The sequence below is a fragment of the Lysinibacillus sp. NPDC086135 genome, from assembly GCF_044746345.1.
Taxonomy (GTDB): domain Bacteria; phylum Bacillota; class Bacilli; order Bacillales_A; family Planococcaceae; genus Lysinibacillus.
Window position 1 is genome coordinate 105,829 of sequence record NZ_JBIVCA010000017.1, and the last position, 21,443, is coordinate 127,271.

23 protein-coding genes, 1 pseudogene and 2 riboswitches are annotated in these 21,443 nt (G+C 35.6%); of the genes and pseudogenes, 6 read left to right on the plus strand and 18 right to left on the minus strand.

Annotated features, from left to right (window positions below):
- Window positions 1-8: 8 nt before the first annotated feature.
- Window positions 9-944, minus strand: a complete 936-nt coding sequence (locus ACIPKN_RS20135) for an arginine deiminase family protein (protein WP_400939409.1) — start codon at window positions 942-944, stop codon at window positions 9-11.
- Between the two features lie 154 nt (window positions 945-1,098).
- Between ACIPKN_RS20135 and ACIPKN_RS20140 the strand changes: the two genes are divergently transcribed.
- Complete coding sequence (locus ACIPKN_RS20140) at window positions 1,099-1,188, plus strand: NUDIX domain-containing protein (protein WP_400939411.1); 90 nt, start codon at window positions 1,099-1,101, stop codon at window positions 1,186-1,188.
- Window positions 1,189-1,577: 389 nt separating this feature from the next.
- On the opposite strand, the gene ACIPKN_RS20145 is transcribed toward ACIPKN_RS20140, so the two are convergent.
- The 6 genes from ACIPKN_RS20145 to ACIPKN_RS20170 form a co-directional block, all read right to left on the minus strand.
- Window positions 1,578-1,805 (minus strand): transcriptional regulator SplA domain-containing protein, encoded by a 228-nt coding sequence (locus ACIPKN_RS20145; protein WP_400939414.1) that lies wholly within the window; start codon window positions 1,803-1,805, stop codon window positions 1,578-1,580.
- 345 nt (window positions 1,806-2,150) lie between these two features.
- Window positions 2,151-2,660 (minus strand): QueT transporter family protein, encoded by a 510-nt coding sequence (locus tag ACIPKN_RS20150; RefSeq protein WP_400939416.1) that lies wholly within the window; start codon window positions 2,658-2,660, stop codon window positions 2,151-2,153.
- Between the two features lie 152 nt (window positions 2,661-2,812).
- Entirely contained in the window at window positions 2,813-3,568 is a 756-nt protein-coding gene (locus tag ACIPKN_RS20155; protein ID WP_400939419.1) for a 3-oxoacyl-ACP reductase, read from the minus strand.
- A gap of 55 nt (window positions 3,569-3,623) precedes the next feature.
- The gene (locus ACIPKN_RS20160; protein WP_142508321.1) at window positions 3,624-3,845 is read right to left on the minus strand and encodes a DUF2829 domain-containing protein; all 222 of its coding nucleotides are present in this window, start codon (window positions 3,843-3,845) and stop codon (window positions 3,624-3,626) included.
- Window positions 3,846-4,194: 349 nt separating this feature from the next.
- Complete coding sequence (locus tag ACIPKN_RS20165) at window positions 4,195-5,043, minus strand: GNAT family N-acetyltransferase (RefSeq protein WP_400939422.1); 849 nt, start codon at window positions 5,041-5,043, stop codon at window positions 4,195-4,197.
- Window positions 5,044-5,063: 20 nt separating this feature from the next.
- On the minus strand, window positions 5,064-5,627 hold the full coding sequence (locus ACIPKN_RS20170; RefSeq protein WP_400939424.1) for a histidine phosphatase family protein: 564 nt from the start codon (window positions 5,625-5,627) through the stop codon (window positions 5,064-5,066).
- 159 nt (window positions 5,628-5,786) lie between these two features.
- On the opposite strand from ACIPKN_RS20170, the gene ACIPKN_RS20175 reads away from it, so the two are divergent.
- Window positions 5,787-5,924: a hypothetical protein gene (locus ACIPKN_RS20175; protein WP_400939426.1), complete on the plus strand. Its 138-nt coding sequence runs from the start codon at window positions 5,787-5,789 to the stop codon at window positions 5,922-5,924.
- A gap of 102 nt (window positions 5,925-6,026) precedes the next feature.
- Here the strand turns inward: ACIPKN_RS20175 and ACIPKN_RS20180 are convergent, their stop codons facing one another.
- The 8 genes and pseudogenes from ACIPKN_RS20180 to ACIPKN_RS20215 form a co-directional block, all read right to left on the minus strand.
- Window positions 6,027-7,331 (minus strand): ATP-binding protein, encoded by a 1,305-nt coding sequence (locus tag ACIPKN_RS20180; protein WP_400939429.1) that lies wholly within the window; start codon window positions 7,329-7,331, stop codon window positions 6,027-6,029.
- Window positions 7,332-7,849: 518 nt separating this feature from the next.
- Window positions 7,850-8,035: a hypothetical protein gene (locus ACIPKN_RS20185; protein ID WP_400939431.1), complete on the minus strand. Its 186-nt coding sequence runs from the start codon at window positions 8,033-8,035 to the stop codon at window positions 7,850-7,852.
- The gene (locus tag ACIPKN_RS20190; RefSeq protein ID WP_400939488.1) at window positions 8,020-8,220 is read right to left on the minus strand and encodes a carcinine hydrolase/isopenicillin-N N-acyltransferase family protein; all 201 of its coding nucleotides are present in this window, start codon (window positions 8,218-8,220) and stop codon (window positions 8,020-8,022) included. The genes ACIPKN_RS20185 and ACIPKN_RS20190 overlap by 16 nt, the downstream gene beginning before the upstream one ends.
- A 369-nt stretch (window positions 8,221-8,589) precedes the next feature.
- The gene (locus tag ACIPKN_RS20195) at window positions 8,590-10,035 is read right to left on the minus strand and encodes a spore germination protein (protein WP_400939434.1); all 1,446 of its coding nucleotides are present in this window, start codon (window positions 10,033-10,035) and stop codon (window positions 8,590-8,592) included.
- Between the two features lie 183 nt (window positions 10,036-10,218).
- The gene (ribH, locus tag ACIPKN_RS20200; protein WP_400939436.1) at window positions 10,219-10,686 is read right to left on the minus strand and encodes a 6,7-dimethyl-8-ribityllumazine synthase; all 468 of its coding nucleotides are present in this window, start codon (window positions 10,684-10,686) and stop codon (window positions 10,219-10,221) included.
- A 51-nt stretch (window positions 10,687-10,737) separates the two neighbouring features.
- A pseudogene (gene ribB / locus ACIPKN_RS20205) lies at window positions 10,738-11,331 on the minus strand (3,4-dihydroxy-2-butanone-4-phosphate synthase); the annotation flags it as partial.
- 135 nt (window positions 11,332-11,466) lie between these two features.
- Window positions 11,467-12,105, minus strand: coding sequence for a riboflavin synthase (ribE, locus tag ACIPKN_RS20210; protein WP_400939438.1), 639 nt, complete (start codon window positions 12,103-12,105; stop codon window positions 11,467-11,469).
- Between the two features lie 141 nt (window positions 12,106-12,246).
- A riboswitch (FMN riboswitch) is annotated at window positions 12,247-12,372 on the minus strand.
- Window positions 12,373-12,497: 125 nt separating this feature from the next.
- A riboswitch (FMN riboswitch) is annotated at window positions 12,498-12,623 on the minus strand.
- A gap of 198 nt (window positions 12,624-12,821) precedes the next feature.
- Window positions 12,822-13,400: an SDR family NAD(P)-dependent oxidoreductase gene (locus ACIPKN_RS20215; RefSeq protein WP_400939440.1), complete on the minus strand. Its 579-nt coding sequence runs from the start codon at window positions 13,398-13,400 to the stop codon at window positions 12,822-12,824.
- Between the two features lie 365 nt (window positions 13,401-13,765).
- On the opposite strand from ACIPKN_RS20215, the gene ACIPKN_RS20220 reads away from it, so the two are divergent.
- The 3 genes from ACIPKN_RS20220 (at window position 13,766) to ACIPKN_RS20230 (ending at window position 16,598) form a co-directional block, all read left to right on the plus strand.
- A complete protein-coding gene (locus ACIPKN_RS20220; RefSeq protein ID WP_400939443.1) occupies window positions 13,766-14,893 on the plus strand; it encodes a YibE/F family protein in 1,128 nt (375 codons plus the stop codon).
- Window positions 14,890-15,666 carry a YibE/F family protein gene (locus ACIPKN_RS20225; protein WP_400939445.1) on the plus strand — a complete coding sequence of 259 codons (777 nt, stop codon included), beginning with the start codon at window positions 14,890-14,892 and terminating at the stop codon, window positions 15,664-15,666. The genes ACIPKN_RS20220 and ACIPKN_RS20225 overlap by 4 nt, the downstream gene beginning before the upstream one ends.
- Window positions 15,667-15,980: 314 nt before the next feature.
- Entirely contained in the window at window positions 15,981-16,598 is a 618-nt protein-coding gene (locus ACIPKN_RS20230; RefSeq protein ID WP_400939448.1) for an HAD hydrolase-like protein, read from the plus strand.
- 549 nt (window positions 16,599-17,147) lie between these two features.
- On the opposite strand, the gene ACIPKN_RS20235 is transcribed toward ACIPKN_RS20230, so the two are convergent.
- Both ACIPKN_RS20235 and ACIPKN_RS20240 read right to left on the minus strand, forming a co-directional pair.
- Entirely contained in the window at window positions 17,148-18,134 is a 987-nt protein-coding gene (locus ACIPKN_RS20235) for a VanW family protein (RefSeq protein ID WP_400939450.1), read from the minus strand.
- 165 nt (window positions 18,135-18,299) lie between these two features.
- Window positions 18,300-18,923 carry a transmembrane-type terpene cyclase gene (locus tag ACIPKN_RS20240; RefSeq protein ID WP_400939452.1) on the minus strand — a complete coding sequence of 208 codons (624 nt, stop codon included), beginning with the start codon at window positions 18,921-18,923 and terminating at the stop codon, window positions 18,300-18,302.
- 166 nt (window positions 18,924-19,089) lie between these two features.
- Here ACIPKN_RS20240 and pgeF point away from each other — a divergent pair, with 166 nt between their 5' ends.
- On the plus strand, window positions 19,090-19,854 hold the full coding sequence (gene pgeF, locus ACIPKN_RS20245) for a peptidoglycan editing factor PgeF (protein WP_400939455.1): 765 nt from the start codon (window positions 19,090-19,092) through the stop codon (window positions 19,852-19,854).
- 184 nt (window positions 19,855-20,038) lie between these two features.
- On the opposite strand, the gene ACIPKN_RS20250 is transcribed toward pgeF, so the two are convergent.
- A complete protein-coding gene (locus ACIPKN_RS20250; RefSeq protein WP_427495388.1) occupies window positions 20,039-21,403 on the minus strand; it encodes an amino acid permease in 1,365 nt (454 codons plus the stop codon).
- Window positions 21,404-21,443 lie beyond the last annotated feature (40 nt).

Below are 21,443 nucleotides of genomic sequence, written 5' to 3' on the forward strand. Positions count from 1 at the left end.
CCTTTTGGCTACTTTCTTAACAATGGCAATGTCATGCAACGAATGCCACCACCGCCTTTTTCAAGCTCTGTGACATCAATTTCTATCAAATTTTTCTTTTGTAATAGTGGATGCTTCGTCCAGTGCTGCTTCGTTGCTTGCTTACTAATTAACAGTGTTTCGGGATTAAGATTAATAAAATTGATATCAGGGATTGTCTTATATTTTTCAAGCCAGTAAACATCAAAGCCATGGTGATTTAAAAATTGCTCGGTCATTTCAAAACGATTTGTTTGAGCTGTGAACACGTGTACAGGAAAATAACGCATAAAGTTTTTAGCTATTAGCAAATTAGCGTTCGTCACATTGCAACTCATATCTAAATGAAGTGTATCGGAGCGTCTTGGCAAATCAATGATGGCAATTTCCGAAAATCCTTCTTGGAAAATACGATCCTTGATACTTTCCACAGCCTCTAACGTTGTTCTCATTCCAATATTAATAAGTACGGCATCCTTATTTAAAATGAGCACGTCTCCACATTCTAAAGCAGTAGAAGGTTGTTTAACTTTTAAATTTTTTTCTGGAAACCACTTTTCTAATAATGAGTGTGCATGTGGATACTCCGGACGCCTTAGCGAACTACCCGCCGCTCCATGGAAAATGCTATTCCCTATCACACAGGCTAGATCGCGAACAAAGTATCTATTAATAAGCTGCTCACTTACTGTTTTTACATCAGTTGATAGCTCTTTCGAATAATCAATAACCTGGACACCTGCATTTTCTAATGTTGTCTTAAATCCCATGAAATTCTCCATTGCTTTTACATGATTAACAGCAGCATCCCATCCTACATTTTCTGCTATTGTTAAATCTGGTACATCTAATTTTGAAGGTGCACAAAGCATAACAACCTTAAGTTCTTCATGCTCCGACCAACAATTCGGTTGAAATGAGTCCATAATGTATTCCCCCTTTCTTCATGACTATCTTTGTTAGCGTTACCACCAAGATTGAGATTATACAAATTAAAGTAGGATTTTTTGTTTTTTAGACAATTTATATATAAGGACAATAACAAATACAAAAATGGTTGGGGGCTTCCAGGCGGTTTTGATGGAATTAGGGGAAAGCTTTGAAGATACCGTAAAAAGAGAAGTTTTAGAAGAAACAGGTTTAGTTATAAAGGACCTAAAGTTATTATAGGTATTTTTTCAGGACCAGATTATTATCTTAAAGTATCGAATGGGGATGAATTTTACCCAGTTACGGCAGTCTACTATACAATAAATGTTAAAGGCGCTTTAATTATTGATTATAAAGAATCAGAGACAATGCAATATTACTCACTAATCAATTATGCCTCAGCATAATTGCGTTTGGAATCGGCTTTGCGCTTGCACAAAGCGCTACTTTCCGATTCCGGTTAGATAGCAGATATATTGAACCATCTATACCAAAGTTAATTAAGCTTTAGAGAGAAAACTTATTAATCAAGTATTTGTTTTCTCTCATAAAGTGTTTGAAAAATTATTTCATCTCGTTGAGGGAAGGTAAATCAATTTCTACAAGTGGCTTCTCTTGTTCTACCTCCATCAATGAAAATATTGGTGATAAGCTTGCTCAGCATCCATTTCACTCGTAAATATTAACATATCATTTGTTAGCGGGTAATACGTCTCAAAGAGAAATAGCGCTAGCTCCTTTGGATTATCTGGATTGTTCACTACTGCAGCTTCCTGTATGTTTACTACTTGCTGAATAGATGGATATTGATAAAAAACGAAAACTATATCCCCTACACGATATTGCTGTTGCTTCATTCCATCACCTTCCTATGCCTTTCCACTAGTTTGGTGTAAGAAGATATTAATTATCATTAAGTTTAAAAATTATTTAATTGCAAATATTCACCTGTATAAAAGAACCGACATTATGGAACGCCTCCGTTCCAAAATGAAGCTTTGTGCCAGATGGGGATGGCTCTCTCCTTGTGACGGAATTATTTGTTACAGCAGAAGAATGCGGCAAAGGATTTATTAAGGGTGGTACAATTTAAGGCTTCTCCAAATATTCAGGCGCTCCGCCGGCTGATCGTAAAGCCAGTTTCTCTCTTAACATCAAAAAAGCAAGTCACCTTTTAATGATGACTTGCATTACTCTTCAATTTATTTCGTCAAATCAATTTTTTTATTTAATAAATAAATAGTCATACCACCAACAGTCATGGATAGCAACTCCCCAACTCCTACAGTAAACCAGGTCGCCCAAAAAGGAAAATCATTGAGAATTGTTAATTGTCCTGCAACGGTGAACATTGATACAGCAAAAACCAATGCAGTAATAACCATTTTCATTATATCATTTGTTATATTTTTCGTTACTCTGCGGCAAAGAATTAAAACTAGAAATGTCGCAATTCCACCAATAGGTACATCTAATACCCACGTTGGTGACATGAAATTTGCGAGTACTACTCCTAGAGTCACGGCTAATACATAGCGCTTGTTATATAGGGCTAGGTAGTTAAACATTTCCGACAAACGTAGTTGAACTGCCCCAAAACTAATGACTGACAATAAAACTGTTACAGCCACATATAAAGCTGCAACAAGTGCCGTCTTTGTAAGTTCGGTTACAGAAGCACGGCTGGAATCTTTTACAATAGATGTATGCAATTTTATTCTCCTTTGTAAAATAGCATATCCGCTATTTTAGTAATAACTACGGCCAAAGGAAGAGAGCTTTTCGCCCTATCTGAAGTGCCGCAGTGCAAGCTGAATTTTGCTTACTTGCGTATTATAGCAGAACAATTTACGATTGAACAATACTATTTAGTAAGCCAACCGCCATCAATCGGTATAATTGCACCGTGTATATAATCAGCTGATGGACTAGCCAAATAAAGTGTTAAACTCGCCACTTCACTTGGTTGGGCCCAGCGTCCAGCAGGCGTTTCATCGGCGACCCATTTTGCGATCGTACCATCACCTTCAAAATCTGCTTTGTTCATCGGTGTTTGAATGGCTCCAGGTGCAATGGCATTGGCACGAATTCCTTCACGGCAATAATCTAAGTCTAACTGCTTCGTATAGCCGACAATTGCATGTTTAGATGCTGTATACGCTGCGCCCCCACCGCCAGCAACAAGCCCAGCGATAGATGCCATATTAACGATTGTGCCTGATTTTCGTTTAACCATATGGGGTAATATCGTATTTGTCACAAAATAAGTACCTTTTACATTGGTATTCATAATTTTATCCCAAAGCGCCTCATCTGTATCAAGCGTTTTAGCAAAGCCATCTAATACGCCTGCGGTATTTAATAAAATATCTACATGTTTAAATATTGAAAGCGCCGCTTCAAATGCTTGCTCTACATCGTCCTTATTGCATACACTGCCTACTTTATAGGCAAATTGTTCAGGATATTGATGATGTAGACTTTCTAACCCTTGCTCATCTAAATCAAACCCGAATACACTCGCCCCATTTTCTAAAAATGCAATAGCTTGGGCTTGACCAATACCTGAAGCAGCCCCCGTTACAAATACCGTTTTACCGTGATATTCTTCAAACTTCATACATATCTCTCCTCAAAAAACAAAGAAACCACCTCATTTGAGATGGCTCTTTCGATTAATTGACAATTACCCAATCTTCCGCTAATAAATCACAGACTGTTGGTGTGAACATTGTATAGCCCTCACCACGTACATTAATTAAAAAATAAGGATTCAAAGCCTCGCCATCATGTTCGCTTTGTCCAACAAGCTTTACATATAATTCAGCACCGCCCCATCCTTTACGAATTACTTTTTCTCCCGCTTTTAAGCGTGGTAATATCTCTTCAAACGTCATTTAAATTCATCCTTTATTTACTTTCTTTATCGGATTAGTATACTGGAAATCTCAAATGTTGACAACCTAATCAATTTTGCCTCGGCATAATTGTAGCTGTCCGCAACAGATCAACAAAGCGTCCGGAATCGGCTTTGCGCTTAGGCCAGCGTGAAGTAGGTCAGTTAGCCGTTAGTGCATAGACGCAATGATTTTTGGCAACACCTTATATAAGAACTCCATTCCGATTCTGTGATATTCACCATAGGCTATAACTACTTGAAACAATTCGAGTTTAATTTAAATTCATCAACTTAGAGCTAAACTTTGATATTTCAAGCCTTCCGTAATTTTCTCTACTCACCTTATATCAATCCATTTTCTTCTTCATTTGCACTTGTTCTGTCTTTACCTCTAGCCCATTTTCCATCAAATAGCTTGCCGCTGGATTGCTTGCTAAAAAGTTAACTGTAGCTAAATTTACTTTGTGATTTGTAATGCTTGCGATAAAGTGCGGTATATGTTCTACCTTGCCTTTTTCCAATAACACTAATTGATAAAGCACTATGTGATCGATTGCTCCATCCATATACCATACTATTTTATATAACATATAACCAATCGCTTCATTATTCTCGTTGAAAAAAACTTTAGCTTCACCTTGTTTATTACTTTGCCAGCTACATTGCCAAGGAACATCTTCCTGATAAAAAAATAAATAAGGAAGCTGCTCTGGCCGAATAGTTTCCACATGAATTGCGGCTTGTTCCTCTACTTTTGCTTCATATTCGCCACTTAAAAATAGCAATTTATTTGTAATTGTATAGCCATGCTTCTCATATAACGCAATTGCTACTTTATTCTCTTTTATAGCTTCAAGCGTTGCAACTTCCACATTCTCTCTTTCATAGATGGCGTTTGTTTCTTCCATTAAAACACGAGAAACACCTTGACCGCGATAGTCGGGAGAGATACCTGTTCCACCATTCCAAGCGATTTTCTTACCATCCATTTCTCTAAAGCCATTTAATACAATACCTACAGGATTATTTCGATCAAATGCGACAATTGAAAGCTCTGGCGATAATCCTTCTTTAACGAGTCGATTTAAAAACATCTCTTCATTCATTTCTATTTGAACAAAATATCCCTCAAAGCCTTTATTCCAAGCTTTTAAAACTTCCGCTAAAGTGCACTGTGAAACTGTTTTTATTTCCATGCTTTTCTCCCATCCCTAGCTTAATTAGAGCCACTACCTAAAAGTGGTAAATCTTCTAAAGTTAATTTTTTTATTATTTCATACCCATTTCCAGGACCTTTTGGCCTAACAATAACCATTCCCATATTAGAAATATTCCCTAACCCAACACCTTCAGGAAAGCTGTGGGCAACGATCACTTGATTCGTACCCTGTGGTGGCTTTCTTTCTAACATCGATTGCAGATTTGATAATATATTTGTTTTTTCAACGATAGGTATGTTTCCACCCAATTTATAAATTTCATACCCGATTGGATCAATTTGGATATAGGCATATGGAAATGCGAGCTGTGCCGTTTCAATTGTACGACAAAAAGGACTTGCGACAATCGGTGAACTGATCGGGATTTGATAATAGCGAAGCATTTGTCCAAAGTAAATTGCCTCCCTTCGCCCAACTTCAGACAAATTTCTTTGCGTATAGCAATCTTGAAAATTTAAATTTGTCTGATCTACCCCGACAGTTGCTTGGCCATGCCTCGCATACAAAACGAATCCACCCTTTTTCAATAAAGAAAGGATTGATTTATCCAAATATTTCATCTCCTCCTAATAGAGTACCATTTTGATTATTAATAATATATGAAATGAATCGCTTAAAAAATGTAAAAATGAAAGTTAAAAAAGCGCGAGTTACTTCACCAGTAGAGCAGCTAATTTAGTCAACAAAGAGCTTGGAGCAGTTCGAGGATTATGCTAAGTTTGAAGCTTATATTTTTAAAACGGATGGCAGATGAGTTAGGAACACGGCTAGAAGGAGTAGAATCGATAAAAGCAACTACTGAATTTTTATCAAAGATGAGTGAGGAATATAAAAACTATTTAGAGAGCGTTGCTTAGAAATGCGGGCGTATAATAATTGCAAATAAAGCCGTCCAATCCGACGGCTTTATTTGCATTACTTTAACGCTTGATTTTAAAAATTTTATGAAGTTTAGAAATTTACTTTATTGGAATGGTAATTATTGCTGTTGTCTCTAAATGTTTTGATGAATCGATAGAAATTTGACCGTCGTACTTATTAACAATTTCATTCACAATAAACAAGCCTTGCCCTCTTATTTTTCCACTTTTTGTCTTTTTAGTGGAAAATCCTTGCTTGAATATTTGCCCTGCCTCTACAATATTTGGTCCGGTATTTGTAACCTTAAATTCATATTGCTTATCATCAGCTTTACAGCAAATTGTAATTTTTCGTTGCTCTTCCGGTAATTCATTTGCCGCATCAATCGCATTATCTATTAAATTCGACAAGATTTTGATTAAATCCGTTGTTTTAATTTTATTAAATGCATCCTGTGAGACTGAAAAAACCATATCAATATTATGATTTTGTGCAGTTAGTTTTTTCGTTTGTAATAATATCGCCAAGCCAGGATGATCAATATTTAATTTGAGTGACTTAATAGCCTGAACCTCTTTGGATAGTGAAGATAAATATTGTTTGGCCTGATCAGGTTTGTCTAATTGCAGAAATCCATGTAACACTTGTATATGATTTGTGAAATCATGTCTTAAAGAGGACACGGAAGTGATTAAAGTTTTAATTTCTGCTTGATATGTATCTTCTGTCGCTCCAACTTCCTCCGCTACTTCTTTTTGATACCATCTCTGTAAGAAGAAAACAGAGCAGATAACGATTAAAATGAGTAAACCATTAAAAATAAAGATAAAAAGATTGTCTTTGATCACTTTTCCCTTGATGCCATTTAATGTGTCTGCACTAATATCAATGCCTATGTATGCAATATTCTTCCCTGCTTTATCTTTGACCGGTGCACCAACAGTTAAGTAAGACCCGTATACAGGATCTGATATTACTTCTGTTACAAATGTTTCTCCTTTATAAGCTCTTTGCACTTGCATCTCGGGTACTGTACAGTACATTCCGATATCAAAGCCTTTAAATTCAGGTGGTAAACCCATAATCATTGCTTTGGATACCTTTGGATTCTCAATCTCTAATGTATAAACAAATAAGGCACCTATTTTTACTCTTGCATCATTTAAGTAATTTCTTAATTGCCAATAATAATTGTTTTTCACAGGGTTATCTAAAAATTGTTTGTACGCTTCTACATCAATTGAAGATGCAATAGAACTAGCCGCTTCGAGACTTTGGTTAGCTATTGACTCTTCAACTGTCTTTTTCATTTTTATGTAGGATGTAAAGATGTTTAAACTGGTAAACAATATTAATAAGATAGTTGATAGTAGTAAAATTAGTTTTATTTTTCGTGTTTTCATACAAACTGGTACTTCCTCATCTATAGACATGAATAATGCCTTAATTTAGTTGGGCTTGGCTTTCGCATCAAATACAAAAATCGTTAGCCGAAGTTAACATCAAGTAAACTTCTTTTTTATAGTTGTTCAATTATACCTCTGCATAATGACGTCAGGAATCGACTTTTTGTAAATACATAAGATTCCGGATTTTTCGCCTCTCTAAATAACAATATTCGTTCTATCTTATCATCCCAAGCAAGTTTTGACTATTCCCAACCCAATTATCGCCACTTACTTTTGGGCTATCTCCTTCCCATATTGATGTTGGAGAAGTCTGTCAGGAACTGATAAAATTCTAAAACAATTTTTATTTTTCGAGCGAAACACCCTTCTAGTCGCAACCATTAGTTTAATAATCCTTCCCTAGAAAGTAAACTAAAAAGCAGAACAAACTTTTATCATGCCCCCTTTATTATATTTTACTTAGTCCATTCCATCGTTTAGATCAATCCAACCTTTTAACCTTTTAGGAAGCGTTAGCGCTTCGTCCAAATAATCTTTAAAAGAAATTGTAACAGTTCTGCGTCCTCTCCTAAGATTGACAGACCCTGAATATTTTTCTTATTTTTCTCTTTCATACTCGTTGCTTGAATTGTAACAATAAGTGCTTCTTCAATATTTTTACATTGTTCTAATAATATTCGGATCAATCGTTGAAGCAATAAAGCCCCCCACCACGGTACTCATTGTTGACAAAATGTAGACCAACAACTAACCCACACTCATTCATCCCATCAAGTCTACCGATAATTTGTTGGCTAAATCCAACACTTGCATATCCATTTATTGGATGAGAAAATACAAGTCTTCCATCATATAATGTTGGTCTAAAATCATAGTCTCTAATATAATTTCCGTCTTATACCAAAGATGTACAGCCCATTTCTGGAAAGGTAATATTATAGCCACTATACATATCAATGACTGAATTCGGCGTTTGAGCTAATCCACCTTCCATTTTTTGCAAAAGACTAGGGGAATGAAATCGTAGTAGTTGTATTGCCATTTGTTCAGAGATTCATACTGTAGTGGATGACAAGTTGACAGTAGTTCTTTACCTTGCCGAAAGCCCAATTTGCCCCTTAGATTTATAACTTCTACGATTAATTCTTCATAAGATCTCATTACTTTTCTCTCCTTACCTAATAAAAGGTCAAGTGAAATAAGACATAAAAAGATCAGGCCTATAAAAGCCCGATCTCTACATTTTAAATATTTATTTTTTCCTACTCGATGTCTTTGTCTTATCCTGTACATTTAAAAATTTAGGTCGCGTACGATAACCTGCTGGAGATAAGCGAAATAAAGATCTTTTTATCTCCTGCCAATCTAAATCTGCGCCCATATTTAAGAATGGAACACCTAATACTCGTATATTCGCAGTATATAGAAGTATGAAGAACACCGAAATGAAGAATCCAAATAACCCAAAAAAGGCAGATGCTAAAATGATGATAATCCTGAGAATACTCATTGCTGTTACGATAGACTGATTGATAAGTGTATAGGCTGCTATACTGGAAGTAGCGATAACTACAATCATGGAGGGGCTCGTAACACCCGATTTAATGGCTGCATCTCCTATAATTAACCCCCCAACAACACTTATGGAACCACTAATAACATTGGGTAAATGTATATTTGCTTCTCGAAATAATTCAAACATAAAAAGCATCATTAATGTTTCAAGAATTGTTGGAAATGGGAGACCCGTTCTTGACTCAACAACTGTTGCCAATAGAATGAATGGCAATTGCTCTTGATGGTAGGTTGTAAGTGCAAGCCAAAAACCTGGTAAAAGTACACTTATTAAAATAGCTATTATTCGTAGTATACGCTCCATAGAACTTATAATAATCGGATACTCATTATCCTCACCGGATTTAAAGAGTAACATTGAATTTGTAGGTGTAATAACGGCATATGATACACCATCAACTATGATGATAATGCGCCCTCTACTTAAAGCTTGCACAGCATAATCAGGGCGTCCAGTATAATCATGTCTTGGTATAATTTTAGTACTTTGTTCAATTCTTTCCATTAATAAATCCCCACTAAATACAATATCCGTATCAATTTGCTGCAGCTGTAATTTCAATTTCTCAAGCATCTTTTGATTGACGACATCTTCAAAATAAAGTACAGCTACAGTTGTTTTGGAGCGTTTACCAAGTTCAAATGTTTCTACATTTAATGAATTGGTAGGTAATCGTTTTCGTATTAAAGCAATATTAATAAAAACATCCTCAATAAAATCATCTCTCGGACCTCTGACAACTAATTCAAGAGTTGTTTCTTTAGGCTCCCGATTTGGTTTTTTTGCGATATAACTCGAATACAACAAATTCAGATTTTCAAAATATAGTAAAACATGCCCTTTATAGACTCTAGTCATCGCATCATCTTTACTTGTTATTCTTTGAAGATGGGGAATGTGTAAATTATTTTGTATATGTTCCTCTAACAATTCCTCCGATTTTCCAGTAAATAATGATTGTACTCGTTGTACAATAACAGTCTGGAGTAACCGCTCATCCATCATCCCTTCACATTTTATCAAATGTACTTTATGTTGCTGAAATAAATATTCTTGGAATATTACATCAGCAGAGCGTTGAAATAGTGACTTCAAAGATTTCAAATTTAATTCTTGTTGCATTGAAGAAATATCCCTCATCTCCTACTGAGCCAGCTCCTAATTAGTACATTTATGAGTAATAACACAAATACACTTACGGCTATTTTCCCCATGGTCTAAAAAAATATTCAAGAAAACTTTAATGTTCTAATGCTTTTTCAGAATAATTCACCTACGAAATTTTCATACTATTATTAGAAAAACTTATCCAATCATCTTCTTTAAATTTGCCATTTCAATAGCAGACATTGCTGCATCATAGCCTTTATTTCCTGATTTAGTCCCTGCGCGCTCAATCGCTTGTTCAATACTTTCTGTAGTAACAATGCCAAAAATAACAGGTACATTTGTAGTTAGTGATACATTAGCAATTCCTTTTGCTGATTCATTACATACATAATCATAATGTGTTGTTGAGCCACGGATTACTGTACCTAATCCAATTATTGCATCATATTTCTTTGTTTCGGCTAACTGTTTTGCAATGAATGGAACTTCAAATGCACCAGGAACCCATGCTACATCGATAGAATTCTCATCCACACCATGACGCTTTAAACCATCTAATGCACCGTCTAATAATTTGCTTGTAATAAATTCGTTGAAACGACCAACTACTACTGCTATTTTTAAATCCGTACCAATTAATTGTGCTTCAAATGTTTTACCCATTGTTCTTTTCTCCTTTTATATAGACATTTTATTTTCTTCCATTATTTGTTGACGACGATAAGTGGCCAATGCTTCTATGGAAATCATTTTTAAATGATGTAGCGCTGCATATTTAACAAGGTCATTAAAGCGTAGCATTTTGCCATTGTCCCCCATAATTTCACAAATAATGCCCGCAGGAATACTATGACATAGCTTGGCCAAATCAATTGTAGCTTCTGTATGTCCTCTACGCTCTAATACACCATTTTCCTTTGCAATTAACGGGAATACATGACCGGGTCTACGAAAATCCGCAGCTTTCGCTTGTGGTTCTAGCATTTTTTGTATAGTCATTGCCCGTTCAAAGGCACTAATTCCAGTCGTTGTATCTACATGATCTATACTAACGGTAAATGCCGTTTGATGATTATCTGTATTAATACTAACCATAGGCTTTAATGCTAATTTTTGTGCAAGATCCTGTGAAATCGGCGTACAAATAAGACCTCTTCCATAGGTCGCCATAAAGTTAATTGTTTCTGGGGTCATAAATTCCGCAAGTGCGAGTAAGTCCCCTTCGTTTTCTCGGTCCTCGTCATCTACTACAATGATCATCTTCCCTTGTTTTAAATCCTCTATTGCTTCATCAATTGAATGTAGCAATATCGCCACCTCCAGTTCGTAAAATGTATTATATCCATTATGCCTCGGCATAATTGCGTCAGGAATCTTTAACTTCTTTAAAGCAGATGTTTGGACTTCTGTACCTGTCGCTACAAAAATAATTGCTGAAAGAAGTCAAAATCCGTTTTTTGCTAAGAAGTCTCTTGAGATGGTTGGTGGTTCCTGTCCACGCTTAAGTTGATGCAAAATGTATTTTCCAACTAAATCGGTTTCTATATTGACGAGATCACCAATTTTTTTCATACCTAAAATAGTTTCCTTGTATGTGTGAGGTATCAGTGATACTGTGATACCGTTTTTCTCGACATGAAAAAGTGTTAGACTCGTTCCGTCAATTGTGATGGAGCCCTTTGGCATACAGTAGCTCGTTAACCCCTTCGATAGTTCAATATCAATATAGACTGCATTTGCTAATGGTCGCTTACGCACTATTTTCCCTACCCCGTCTACATGTCCGGATACAAAATGACCACCGAAACGTCCATTAGCTGACATAGCGCGCTCTAAATTTACCGGATCTCCAACTGCGAGCTGCTGTAAATTTGTTGCGCTCACTGTTTCAGGCATTACATCCATCGTTAGCTCTTGTTCATTAAAATATATCACTGTTAAACAAACACCATTGACCGCTATACTGTCTCCGAGCTTTACGTCCTCTACCATTTTCTTTGAAATAACGGTAATTTTCATACTTTGACGATCGCTTTGCATGGTTTTTACGGTACCAATATCCTCAACAATTCCTGTAAACATTTTTTCACCTACTTTCATTCATTTAATAATTTCCGTTCAAACAAAAAACCCCTTAAATAAAAGGGGTTTGGGAGTTTATCTACATAAGACGTCAACAAATAAACCTCATGGATATAATTTTTTTCCATAGGCTGTCATCTCATCGTTCTTCTCCCATCCAGACTGTCACTGTCGGTTTTGGATTTGCACCAAATCAGCTTGCGCTCACGGACTTTGAATTTCTTCATCACCGCCGATTGGGAATTTCACCCTACCCCGAAGAACTACTGCTATTCAATTTTTTAGCCAAATAAAACAAAAACTACTTCCCGACTATAAAATGGGAAGTAGTTAACATAAAAGCATACTCAAACAAACCTTATAAACTCAAGCGAATTTAAAAAGCTCACACTTTTACCCTTCTCCCATCCAGACTATAACTGTCGGTTTTGGATTTGCACCAAATCAGCTTGCGCTCACGGACTTTGAATTTCTTCATCACCGCCGATTGGGAATTTCACCCTACCCTGAAGGATATTTTTATTTAGCTATTTCTTACGATAACACTATTTTATTTTATTATCCAGATAATTCTTAATAAAAAATTTTTCTCTAACTAATTTCGCTTTCGTAAATTTGTACTGACGTTGGGTTTTCTCTTGAAATGAAGATAATACAGCCATCGCCTTTGGTCATTATAAAAGACCAAAGGCGTAACTGTTTAAAAAGGCAATAAATTATACAGTTAAACTACCATCAACAGAGACAACAGTACCAGCCATGAAGCTTGCTTTATCTGAAGCTAAGAATAGGACCACTTCTGCTACTTCTTCTGGTTCACCATGGCGTCCCATGCGTACACGTGCCATTTCTTCTGGTACGTATCCTGTTTTTTCAAGCGTTTCACCAACACTATGGAATAATGGTGTAACGATACCACCTGGACACACAGCATTAACACGAACACCTTTATTTGCATACTCGATTGCTGCACCTTTCGTTAAACCAATACCTGCATGTTTACTCGCGGAGTATACAGCAATACTGTGCTCTAGACGAATACCTGCAGATGAAGCAGTATTTATAATTGCCCCTTTGCCCTGTTTTTCCATTACTGGAATGACATATTTCATACCTAGGAAAATACCTTTTACATTGATATCCATATAACGATCGTATTCTTCTAATTCAACCGTTGTAAATGGTGCAAACTTTTGAATGATGCCAGCGTTATTGAATAATACATCGATACGGCCATACGTGTTTATAGCTTGCTGTACGTAATTGTGAACATCCTCTACTTTAGAAACATCCACTAGAACGAATATCCCTTCAATAGGAACACACCCCAATCTCTTCTGTAATAATGGCAACTTTCCGACATAATATTTCTCTATAAGAAATATTCATTGATTTTCACCCTTGCATTACTAAACTTACATTAATAAATAACAGTAGTTTAATTAAGCAATAACTAACTTAGAATAATAAAAGCCATATTAGAAGCAACTCTATAATTAAGGAACCTCTTGTCATTTAGCACGTTACTGTATAATGGCATTTTTTTATCTGCTTGACATTAAAAAATAATAGTGATATTGTGAGTCATTGTTCTTGTCAACGTTAACAATGAACGCAACGAATATGATTAGATTCCCTTCTCACATTGGAGGTTTTATTATTGCAAAACATCTTGAAAAAAAAATCCTTTAACAAAGGTATATTTTATACATTTATCGCAATTTGCTTTATCGCTTCTGTTTTTTTCGTTTATCACAACGAAGCATTTTATGACCGTCCAATTGCAGAAGTTATAAAAACGGAATTACAAGAATCAAACCCTGTTATCGATATGTATGAAAATGAAGATCATTTATATATTCAGCAAATTACAGCTGTATTAAAAAATGGTGAAAAAAAAGGTAAGCTTATTCATTTTACCAATGAGTATTCAGCATCTGGAGCCTTTGATCAAGAGTACCATGTTGGAAATAAATTATTTGTTTCTATTAAAGCAAATACAAACAAAAATGGAGATTTAACTGGGGCTATTTTAGACGTGAAACGTGATCAGTTTGTCTTGATAGTGGCGTGGATTTTTATTGTTGCTTTGCTGATTGTTGGTAAAAGACAAGGGTTATTTTCAATCATCAGTTTAATTGTAAATTCTCTTGTATTATCCTACGCTTTAGATTTATATATATATTCCAATATAAATTTGATATTTATTAGCGGGGTATGTGTTCTTTTATTTACGGTCATTTCTTTAATTCTCATTAACGGCTTGAATGAGAAAACATATGCAGGGATTGTTGCAACACTTATCGGAACATTTATTTCGCTATTGATTAGCGCTTTAGTTCTGTGGATCACAAACGAGAACGGACTTCGATATGAAGAAATGCAATTTTTAACGCGCCCATATCGAGTGATTTTTATGGCTGGGTTATTTATTGGAGCACTAGGAGCTGTAATGGACGTCTCCATCACAATGGCTTCTTCAATGTTTGCTTTATTCGAGCAAAACCAAGATATATCTGACCAAGCACTGAAAACCTCAGGAATTGATATCGGGAAAGACATTATGGGAACGATTACAAGTATTTTGTTTTTTGTTTATATTTGTGGCTCAATCCCTATGTTGATTTTATATTTGAAAAACTCTTATCCATTAGGGCAAACACTTTCCATGAACCTTTCATTAGAATTAGCTAGGGCCCTAGCAGGTGGAATCGGTGTTGTCTTAACGATTCCGATCAGTTTATACACTTCTATTTTTTTCATTAATCGAAAGAGGGCAAAACAATGAATGTATTAGTATGGTTAACTGCCATTTTATTCATTTTAATGATTGTTATTGGTGGGAAAAAAGGTGTACGATCTTTTCTATCTTTATTTTTAAACTTTGGAGTGCTCTTTATAACTATCTTTTTAATGACCAGTCAGAAAAATAGTCCGATTTTATTAACGCTCATTGCCTGTACCGTCATTAGCTGGATTAGCTTATTTTTTATTAATGAAATGAGCAGTAAAACGGTAACTGCATTCATATCTACAATGATTACGATTGTAATTTTATTACTATTCATTGTTTTTGTAACGGAGCAATCAATGATTCGTGGATTCGGGGAAGAATCCTCCGAGGAAATCGGCATATTTTCCCTTTATATTGGCGTCAATTTTGTGCAAATTGGCGCTTCCGTTATTATTATGAGTACGATTGGGGCAATTTTGGATGTTGCTATTTCCATTGCTACTTCCATGCATGAGATTCTTCATCATAATCCTTTCATTAGCAGAAAAAAATTATTTACATCAGGTTTAAGCATTGGAAGGGACATTTTAGGTACAGATACAAATACATTATTTTTCGCTTTCTTTGGTGGTTATTTAAGCTTGCTCATATGGTTTAAAGATTTATCTTATTCAATTGGTGAAATCATTAATTCTAAAGTATTTGTCACTGAACTTATTATGATATTCTGCGCAGGCATTGGAATCGCACTCATCATTCCTATTACTTCCTCGGTAAATGCATATTATTTAACAAAAAAACGAGATACAACACAAGATGTTTCATAATTGTTGTACCTGTCACCCAGCTCAATACCAACGGATGACAGGTACTTTTTTATCCATTCAATTACATAGTAATTTTAAAGATGATTTCGTTATTGATTTCAACGCATTTTTCGGTACAATATTTACCAAGGAGATACCTTACTCCCTTTCATCAAAAAAACATTTACACTTTAGTAAAAAAATTATTCATCAATGGTAATTTACAATACGCTGTTTCATATCCTGTATAATCATGTCATTATTTTTTGAATAGGCAGTAACATTTTCAAGAAAAAAACGTCTTTACAACTAGATTATAAAGGAGAAAATTTGTAATGAAATATATTATCTTTGATTTTGATGGAACACTGGCAGATTCTACAGCAGTGTTTACATCAGCTTGGAATACGATTGCACAAAAATATAAATTTAAAGGAATAGAGTTAAAGGAAATCGAATCATTAAAAAAATTATCTATAGCGGAGCGCAGTAAATTATTCGACTTCCCAATGTATAAATTGCCCATGATTTTACCACAGTTTTATCGCTTATATCGTCAGTCATTACATGATGTTCATCTCTATGATGGCATTAAAGAAGTCCTTTTGGAAATTGATAAAAGAGGCTATAAAATCCTTATTATTTCCTCTAATTCACAAGAGAATATTTTAGAATTTCTAAAAATGAACGGCATTCATTGTGTGTCAAATGTACTTTGTTCAAACCGTATTTTCGGAAAAGATAAAGTGATAAAAAAATTTTTAAAGGACTCAGGCATTACCCCTTCTGAAGTTTTATACATTGGTGATGAGCAAAGAGATATTATAGCCTGCAAAAAAGTGGGCGTGCCTATTATTTGGGTTGGTTGGGGATATGACGCTATTGAAGTTGTATGCCAAGAAGATCCCGAGTACAAAGTAGCTACACCACAAGAGATTTTAAATATCATCTAAACGAATAGGATCATAGCGATTAAAAAATGGCTATGATCCTATTTTTATAGTTAAAAAAGTTTTGTGCCGCTGAAATGAAGGTGTCCTATTAAATAAAGTAGTATGGCTTTTCGGCAAAGCGAGGGGGTAATTACTGTTCGGACTAGGCACTTTCCGAGGGACGTCCGATGAGCCGCTTTACTCGCAATGTTCGCTCTAAGGTCCCATGCCAACAGATGTTTTTTACGCGAAAGCGAAGCGGTAGCGGCACCGAAGTTGGTCACGAAGGCGTTATCATAGGACGTGATATTTTAGCCTTCGTTCCCCTATCGCTAATCCCCAAGGGTAGCCCAGTCTTCACTCCAATCAACCACTCCATTTAAAATGCATTTTCAATCTTTCACTCTAATTAAATGGATAATACGAAACTGCAGCAAGTCTGTGCGAAAGCGAAGCGACAACACTAAATACTTATGTATGAAGAAATGTCAGCGATATTTCTTTAATATGCACTAACTTTTCTGCAGTTCCAACTAAAAAAAGACACATTGTAAGTGTCTATGAAAAATACTATGGCTTTTTCAAGTTGGCGACATATTTTTTTGCTGTTCTGATCTCAATTGTAAGAGAATTTTTACTATAGCTAGCTTTAATTAAAAATGGTACGTTCGTTGTATTTTGAAATCTAAAGTCTAAACCACCATAGGAAACTGTAGCGTCTCTTCCTTTTGGAACATACCCGACATCCAAAGAATGGTGGTGACGTTCTACAAATTTCACCGGTATTTGGTCAACCGCGTTAAATAAGGTTGAGGACGTTTGACAGATGCCTCCCCCAATGCCCATCACAACCTTTTTGTTGATGATCTCTGGTGCAGGCTGATAACCATTTACTTCATCCCTAGGTCCAACAACTGTATTAAAGGAGAAATAATCTCCACTTCCAACGATAACATTATTAATGGCCTTCGCAGAAAGTTCAATATTTTTATTTCTTCCTACATCATGAGTATTGAAGTAAGTTGTATAGGATCCAACAGCTACGTCTTCTAAATACGGAATGTCTTCAAAATTATAGCCGCTTTCTGTAACAGATAAGGGCAACTCCACTTTACCACCAGTTGCTGAGGCTTCTAATATTCTCTCTACTAAGTCACTTTCTTTTAAAACAATTAAAGGACTACCTTTAATTACTTTTCCTTGATCATCTAGCTTATCGAGTATCATCCGCTTATCATAGCCGGTAGTTTTTTCATTTCCTCGCGCCAAATCTTTTGCTAATTGTTTAATTTGTTCTGTATACGATTGTCGATCTCGTTCGTAGTCCATTTCTTTCGGTGCAATTGTTTGGATGATGGCTTTTGTTGCAGGATCTTCGATTTCAACCACGGCTGGCTCTGCTTGTTGTAAGGTAACAGGCTTTTTTACATCATCCGCTTTTTGCTCTGACGCTTGAATTTGTTGTTCTTGTTTTTTCTCATCCGCAATTTTCCCCTGACAGCCAATTAGCCCAACTGTACAAATAATACATAATGTGGTTATCCACTTCTTTTTCAAATAAAACACCTACCCTATCGATATACTACAGAGACATCTTATTCGTGTATTGCTGATAGTGTGTTTCATTTCATCATTTTTATTTGTTTATAAAATGAAAACACTCTACAAAGTTGAATTGTAGAGCGCTATTTTTTATAGATGTATGGCACGGAATCATTTTTTTCATTTAGCATATTTCACTTTAAACCTATAGATCAATACTATATAAATCCAATCATAAATAAAGATTGCAAGCGAAATAATTGTAATCAAAGGTGTTCTAAAATACAAATAAAAGCAAACTGCCGCAAACACAGTACCGATCATTTTACAAACAGCTATGCCCATTGATTGTCCACTTAAGTTCCCTCTCTGTATGAATAAGGCGATAAAAAGCCCTGACATCATCAGATTTTGGAAAAATGCTGCATATATGCCTGCCATATCTTTGAATTCATGCATCAGCGCTAAAATCGTGAAAAAGCTTACTACGAGTGTTATGAAAAAAGATGAATAAAATACCTTTCTCGGAATAATTTTTTTATACTCCTTATAACCATAAAGTAAAAATTGCGTCATAATGAAAATATCCAAAAGAAACCACAGAAAAGTAAGGATCCTTTGCAAGTCATTTAGTGGATACATAAATGAAAAAATAAATTCCCATGAAATATTGGCACAAATTGCGGCCATGGGCATCCCATATCTTTTATCCTGTATACCTTGTTTGATGATTAATATATATGTAATAATCCAAAATAGCCACATGCCTAATTGGAAGATCAGTATGAATTTTTCTTGCGTCATATCTACAAACTCCTTCCTTCTAATTCTCATTCTTCGATACTATATGTGAAGAAATCTATTGTTTATGTCATAGGAATTGTAGAAAATACTTATGGCTCAAATATTCTAAAGAGTAAGCGCCTATACATTCATTAACCAATCATATATAGTAAGACGAGGTGATAATATGAAAACTAAAATTTATTATGATAACGACCAATTTATTGCAGGCACTACCTTAAAGGATGACATCGAGCCGGAACATAACAATATGGCGCTCCATACATGTGTGAATGAAGCAGATGTGCTAAAAAATCGAAAACAATTAGCAGCTACTTTAAATTGTGACTTAAATAATTTTATTTGCACGCAACAAACACATAGTGCTAATTTCCATAAAGTCACGATTTCTGATAAAGGACGAGGCGCTGAGCAAATGGACACTGCCATTAGTAATACCGATGCACTTTATACATTAGAGCCGAATTTACTTTTATGTAGTTTTACAGCAGATTGCGTACCTGTTATTTTTTATAATAAAGTTAATGGCCTTATTGGCGTAGTTCATTCAGGCTGGCAAGGCACCGTCAAGGAAGTCACATCAAAGCTTTTCCAACATTTGATAGAGCATGAGCAATGTCATCCACAACATTTTCACGTCCAAATCGGTATGGCACTTAGTCAGCAGAAATTTGAGGTGGATGCAGATGTTTATGAAAAATTCCACAACCTAGGCTATGCCGAGGACTTTATGTACTACAATGCACAAACAAATAAATATCATATCGATAATCAGCAAACTGTCAAAAAACAATGTGAGCTTGCAGGTATTCCTACTGAGCAGATTTTAATTGATACAACATGCACATTCCTTAGCCCAGATGGTTTTTCCTACCGTCAAGATAAACAAACTGGCAGACATTTAAGCTTCATTATGCGTAAAGTACAATAGTTAAAAGGGACACTCCAATTATTTATTAATGGATTGTCCCTTTTGCAGTAGTGAAAAACAAAATGGTCAAGAAAAGTCGTTTCATTTTATCACTAAAAATTAGAGTGATATGCAAAGCGAAACGGGTGCACAAAAGCAAAAAGGATGTATCTCATAGTAGAAATACACCCTTTTAACATTTCATTTATTTATTAACTGGACGTTCTTTGCCAATTCTAAAAACATAATAGCTAATGATAACAAGAGCTAAAAAAATAATTCCTACGATAAGAGAAACTCTAGTATCCTCATTAAACCACATACCGATTAGCACCATTACTAAAAACGCAATCGTTATATAGTTTGTAAATGGTGCAAATGGCGTTTTGAATGGGTGCTTTGACAGTTGTTCACCTTTTATTTTTCTAAATCGTATTTGACTTATTAAAATAACAAACCAAGGAATCATCCCCGGTAATACACTTGCACTGTATACATATACAAATAAGTTCTTTGGCGCTATATAGCTCAGAATAACACCGATGACCAAACCAACTAGCACGCCTACTGTGCCGAAAATAGGAACACCATTACTAGAAAGCTTCGCAAAAAATTTAGGTGCCTGTCCATTCATAGCAAGCGTATACAACATACGTCCCGCACTATAAATGCCACTATTACAACCTGACATTGCCGCTGTAATGACAACAAAATTAATAATTCCTGCCGCAGCGGTAATTCCAACCTTTGCAAATGTTGCAACAAACGGGCTACCGATCGTACCTAATTCATCCCACGGATAAACTGTTACAATGACAAAGATTGCACCGATATAAAATATTAAAATACGCCAAATAATACTTTGAATTGCATTCGTAATCGTTTTTTGAGGATTTTTCGCTTCTCCTGCTGTAATCCCAATAAGCTCAACGCCCTGATAGGCTGCAACTACTAATGATAACGCAAAGAAGAAGCCTGTCCAGCCGCCTGTAAAGAAGCCTCCGTGATTCCAAAGGTTCGATAATCCAAGTGCCACACCTTCGTTACCAATCCCAAAGAAAATAAGACCAAAGCCTGCAACAATCATTAAAACAATCGTCACAATTTTAATCATGGCAAACCAAAACTCAAATTCTCCAAATGTTTTAACAGAAATAAAGTTGGCTACACCTAAAATCACCATTGCAATTAAACCTGGAATCCATGCTGGTAAATCAGGATACCAATATTGCATATACGTTCCTACTGCTATAATCTCTGACATCCCAACAATAACCCACTGAAACCAGTTACTCCACGCCGTTACATAACCGGCTAATGGGTGTATATATTTATAGCCAAACGTTGCAAAGGAACCAGTACTTGGCTCCATATAAAGCATTTCTCCCATTGCTCGCATAATGAAAAAAATAAAAATACCCGCTATACCATATGCAAGGAGCACAGAAGGCCCTGTCCATTGAATGGCGTTAGCAGACCCCATAAACAAGCCCACGCCAATAGTTCCTCCAAGAGCAATCATTTGGATATGACGTGCATCTAATCCCCTTTTTAATTCTTTATTTGCCACTAAATTACGCCTCTTTCTAAAGTTCTTTCTACGATGAATT

Coding starts and splice junctions, on each gene's coding strand:
- ACIPKN_RS20135 (WP_400939409.1), bottom strand. CDS start 944: ATGGACTCATTTCAACCGAATTGTTGGTCGGAGCATGAAGAACTTAAG.
- ACIPKN_RS20140 (WP_400939411.1), top strand. CDS start 1,099: ATGGAATTAGGGGAAAGCTTTGAAGATACCGTAAAAAGAGAAGTTTTA.
- ACIPKN_RS20145 (WP_400939414.1), bottom strand. CDS start 1,805: ATGAAGCAACAGCAATATCGTGTAGGGGATATAGTTTTCGTTTTTTAT.
- ACIPKN_RS20155 (WP_400939419.1), bottom strand. CDS start 3,568: ATGAAGTTTGAAGAATATCACGGTAAAACGGTATTTGTAACGGGGGCT.
- ACIPKN_RS20160 (WP_142508321.1), bottom strand. CDS start 3,845: ATGACGTTTGAAGAGATATTACCACGCTTAAAAGCGGGAGAAAAAGTA.
- ACIPKN_RS20165 (WP_400939422.1), bottom strand. CDS start 5,043: ATGGAAATAAAAACAGTTTCACAGTGCACTTTAGCGGAAGTTTTAAAA.
- ACIPKN_RS20170 (WP_400939424.1), bottom strand. CDS start 5,627: ATGAAATATTTGGATAAATCAATCCTTTCTTTATTGAAAAAGGGTGGA.
- ACIPKN_RS20180 (WP_400939429.1), bottom strand. CDS start 7,331: ATGAAAACACGAAAAATAAAACTAATTTTACTACTATCAACTATCTTA.
- ACIPKN_RS20195 (WP_400939434.1), bottom strand. CDS start 10,035: ATGCAACAAGAATTAAATTTGAAATCTTTGAAGTCACTATTTCAACGC.
- ribH (WP_400939436.1), bottom strand. CDS start 10,686: ATGGGTAAAACATTTGAAGCACAATTAATTGGTACGGATTTAAAAATA.
- ribE (WP_400939438.1), bottom strand. CDS start 12,105: ATGTTTACAGGAATTGTTGAGGATATTGGTACCGTAAAAACCATGCAA.
- ACIPKN_RS20225 (WP_400939445.1), top strand. CDS start 14,890: ATGAATGTATTAGTATGGTTAACTGCCATTTTATTCATTTTAATGATT.
- ACIPKN_RS20230 (WP_400939448.1), top strand. CDS start 15,981: ATGAAATATATTATCTTTGATTTTGATGGAACACTGGCAGATTCTACA.
- ACIPKN_RS20240 (WP_400939452.1), bottom strand. CDS start 18,923: ATGACGCAAGAAAAATTCATACTGATCTTCCAATTAGGCATGTGGCTA.
- pgeF (WP_400939455.1), top strand. CDS start 19,090: ATGAAAACTAAAATTTATTATGATAACGACCAATTTATTGCAGGCACT.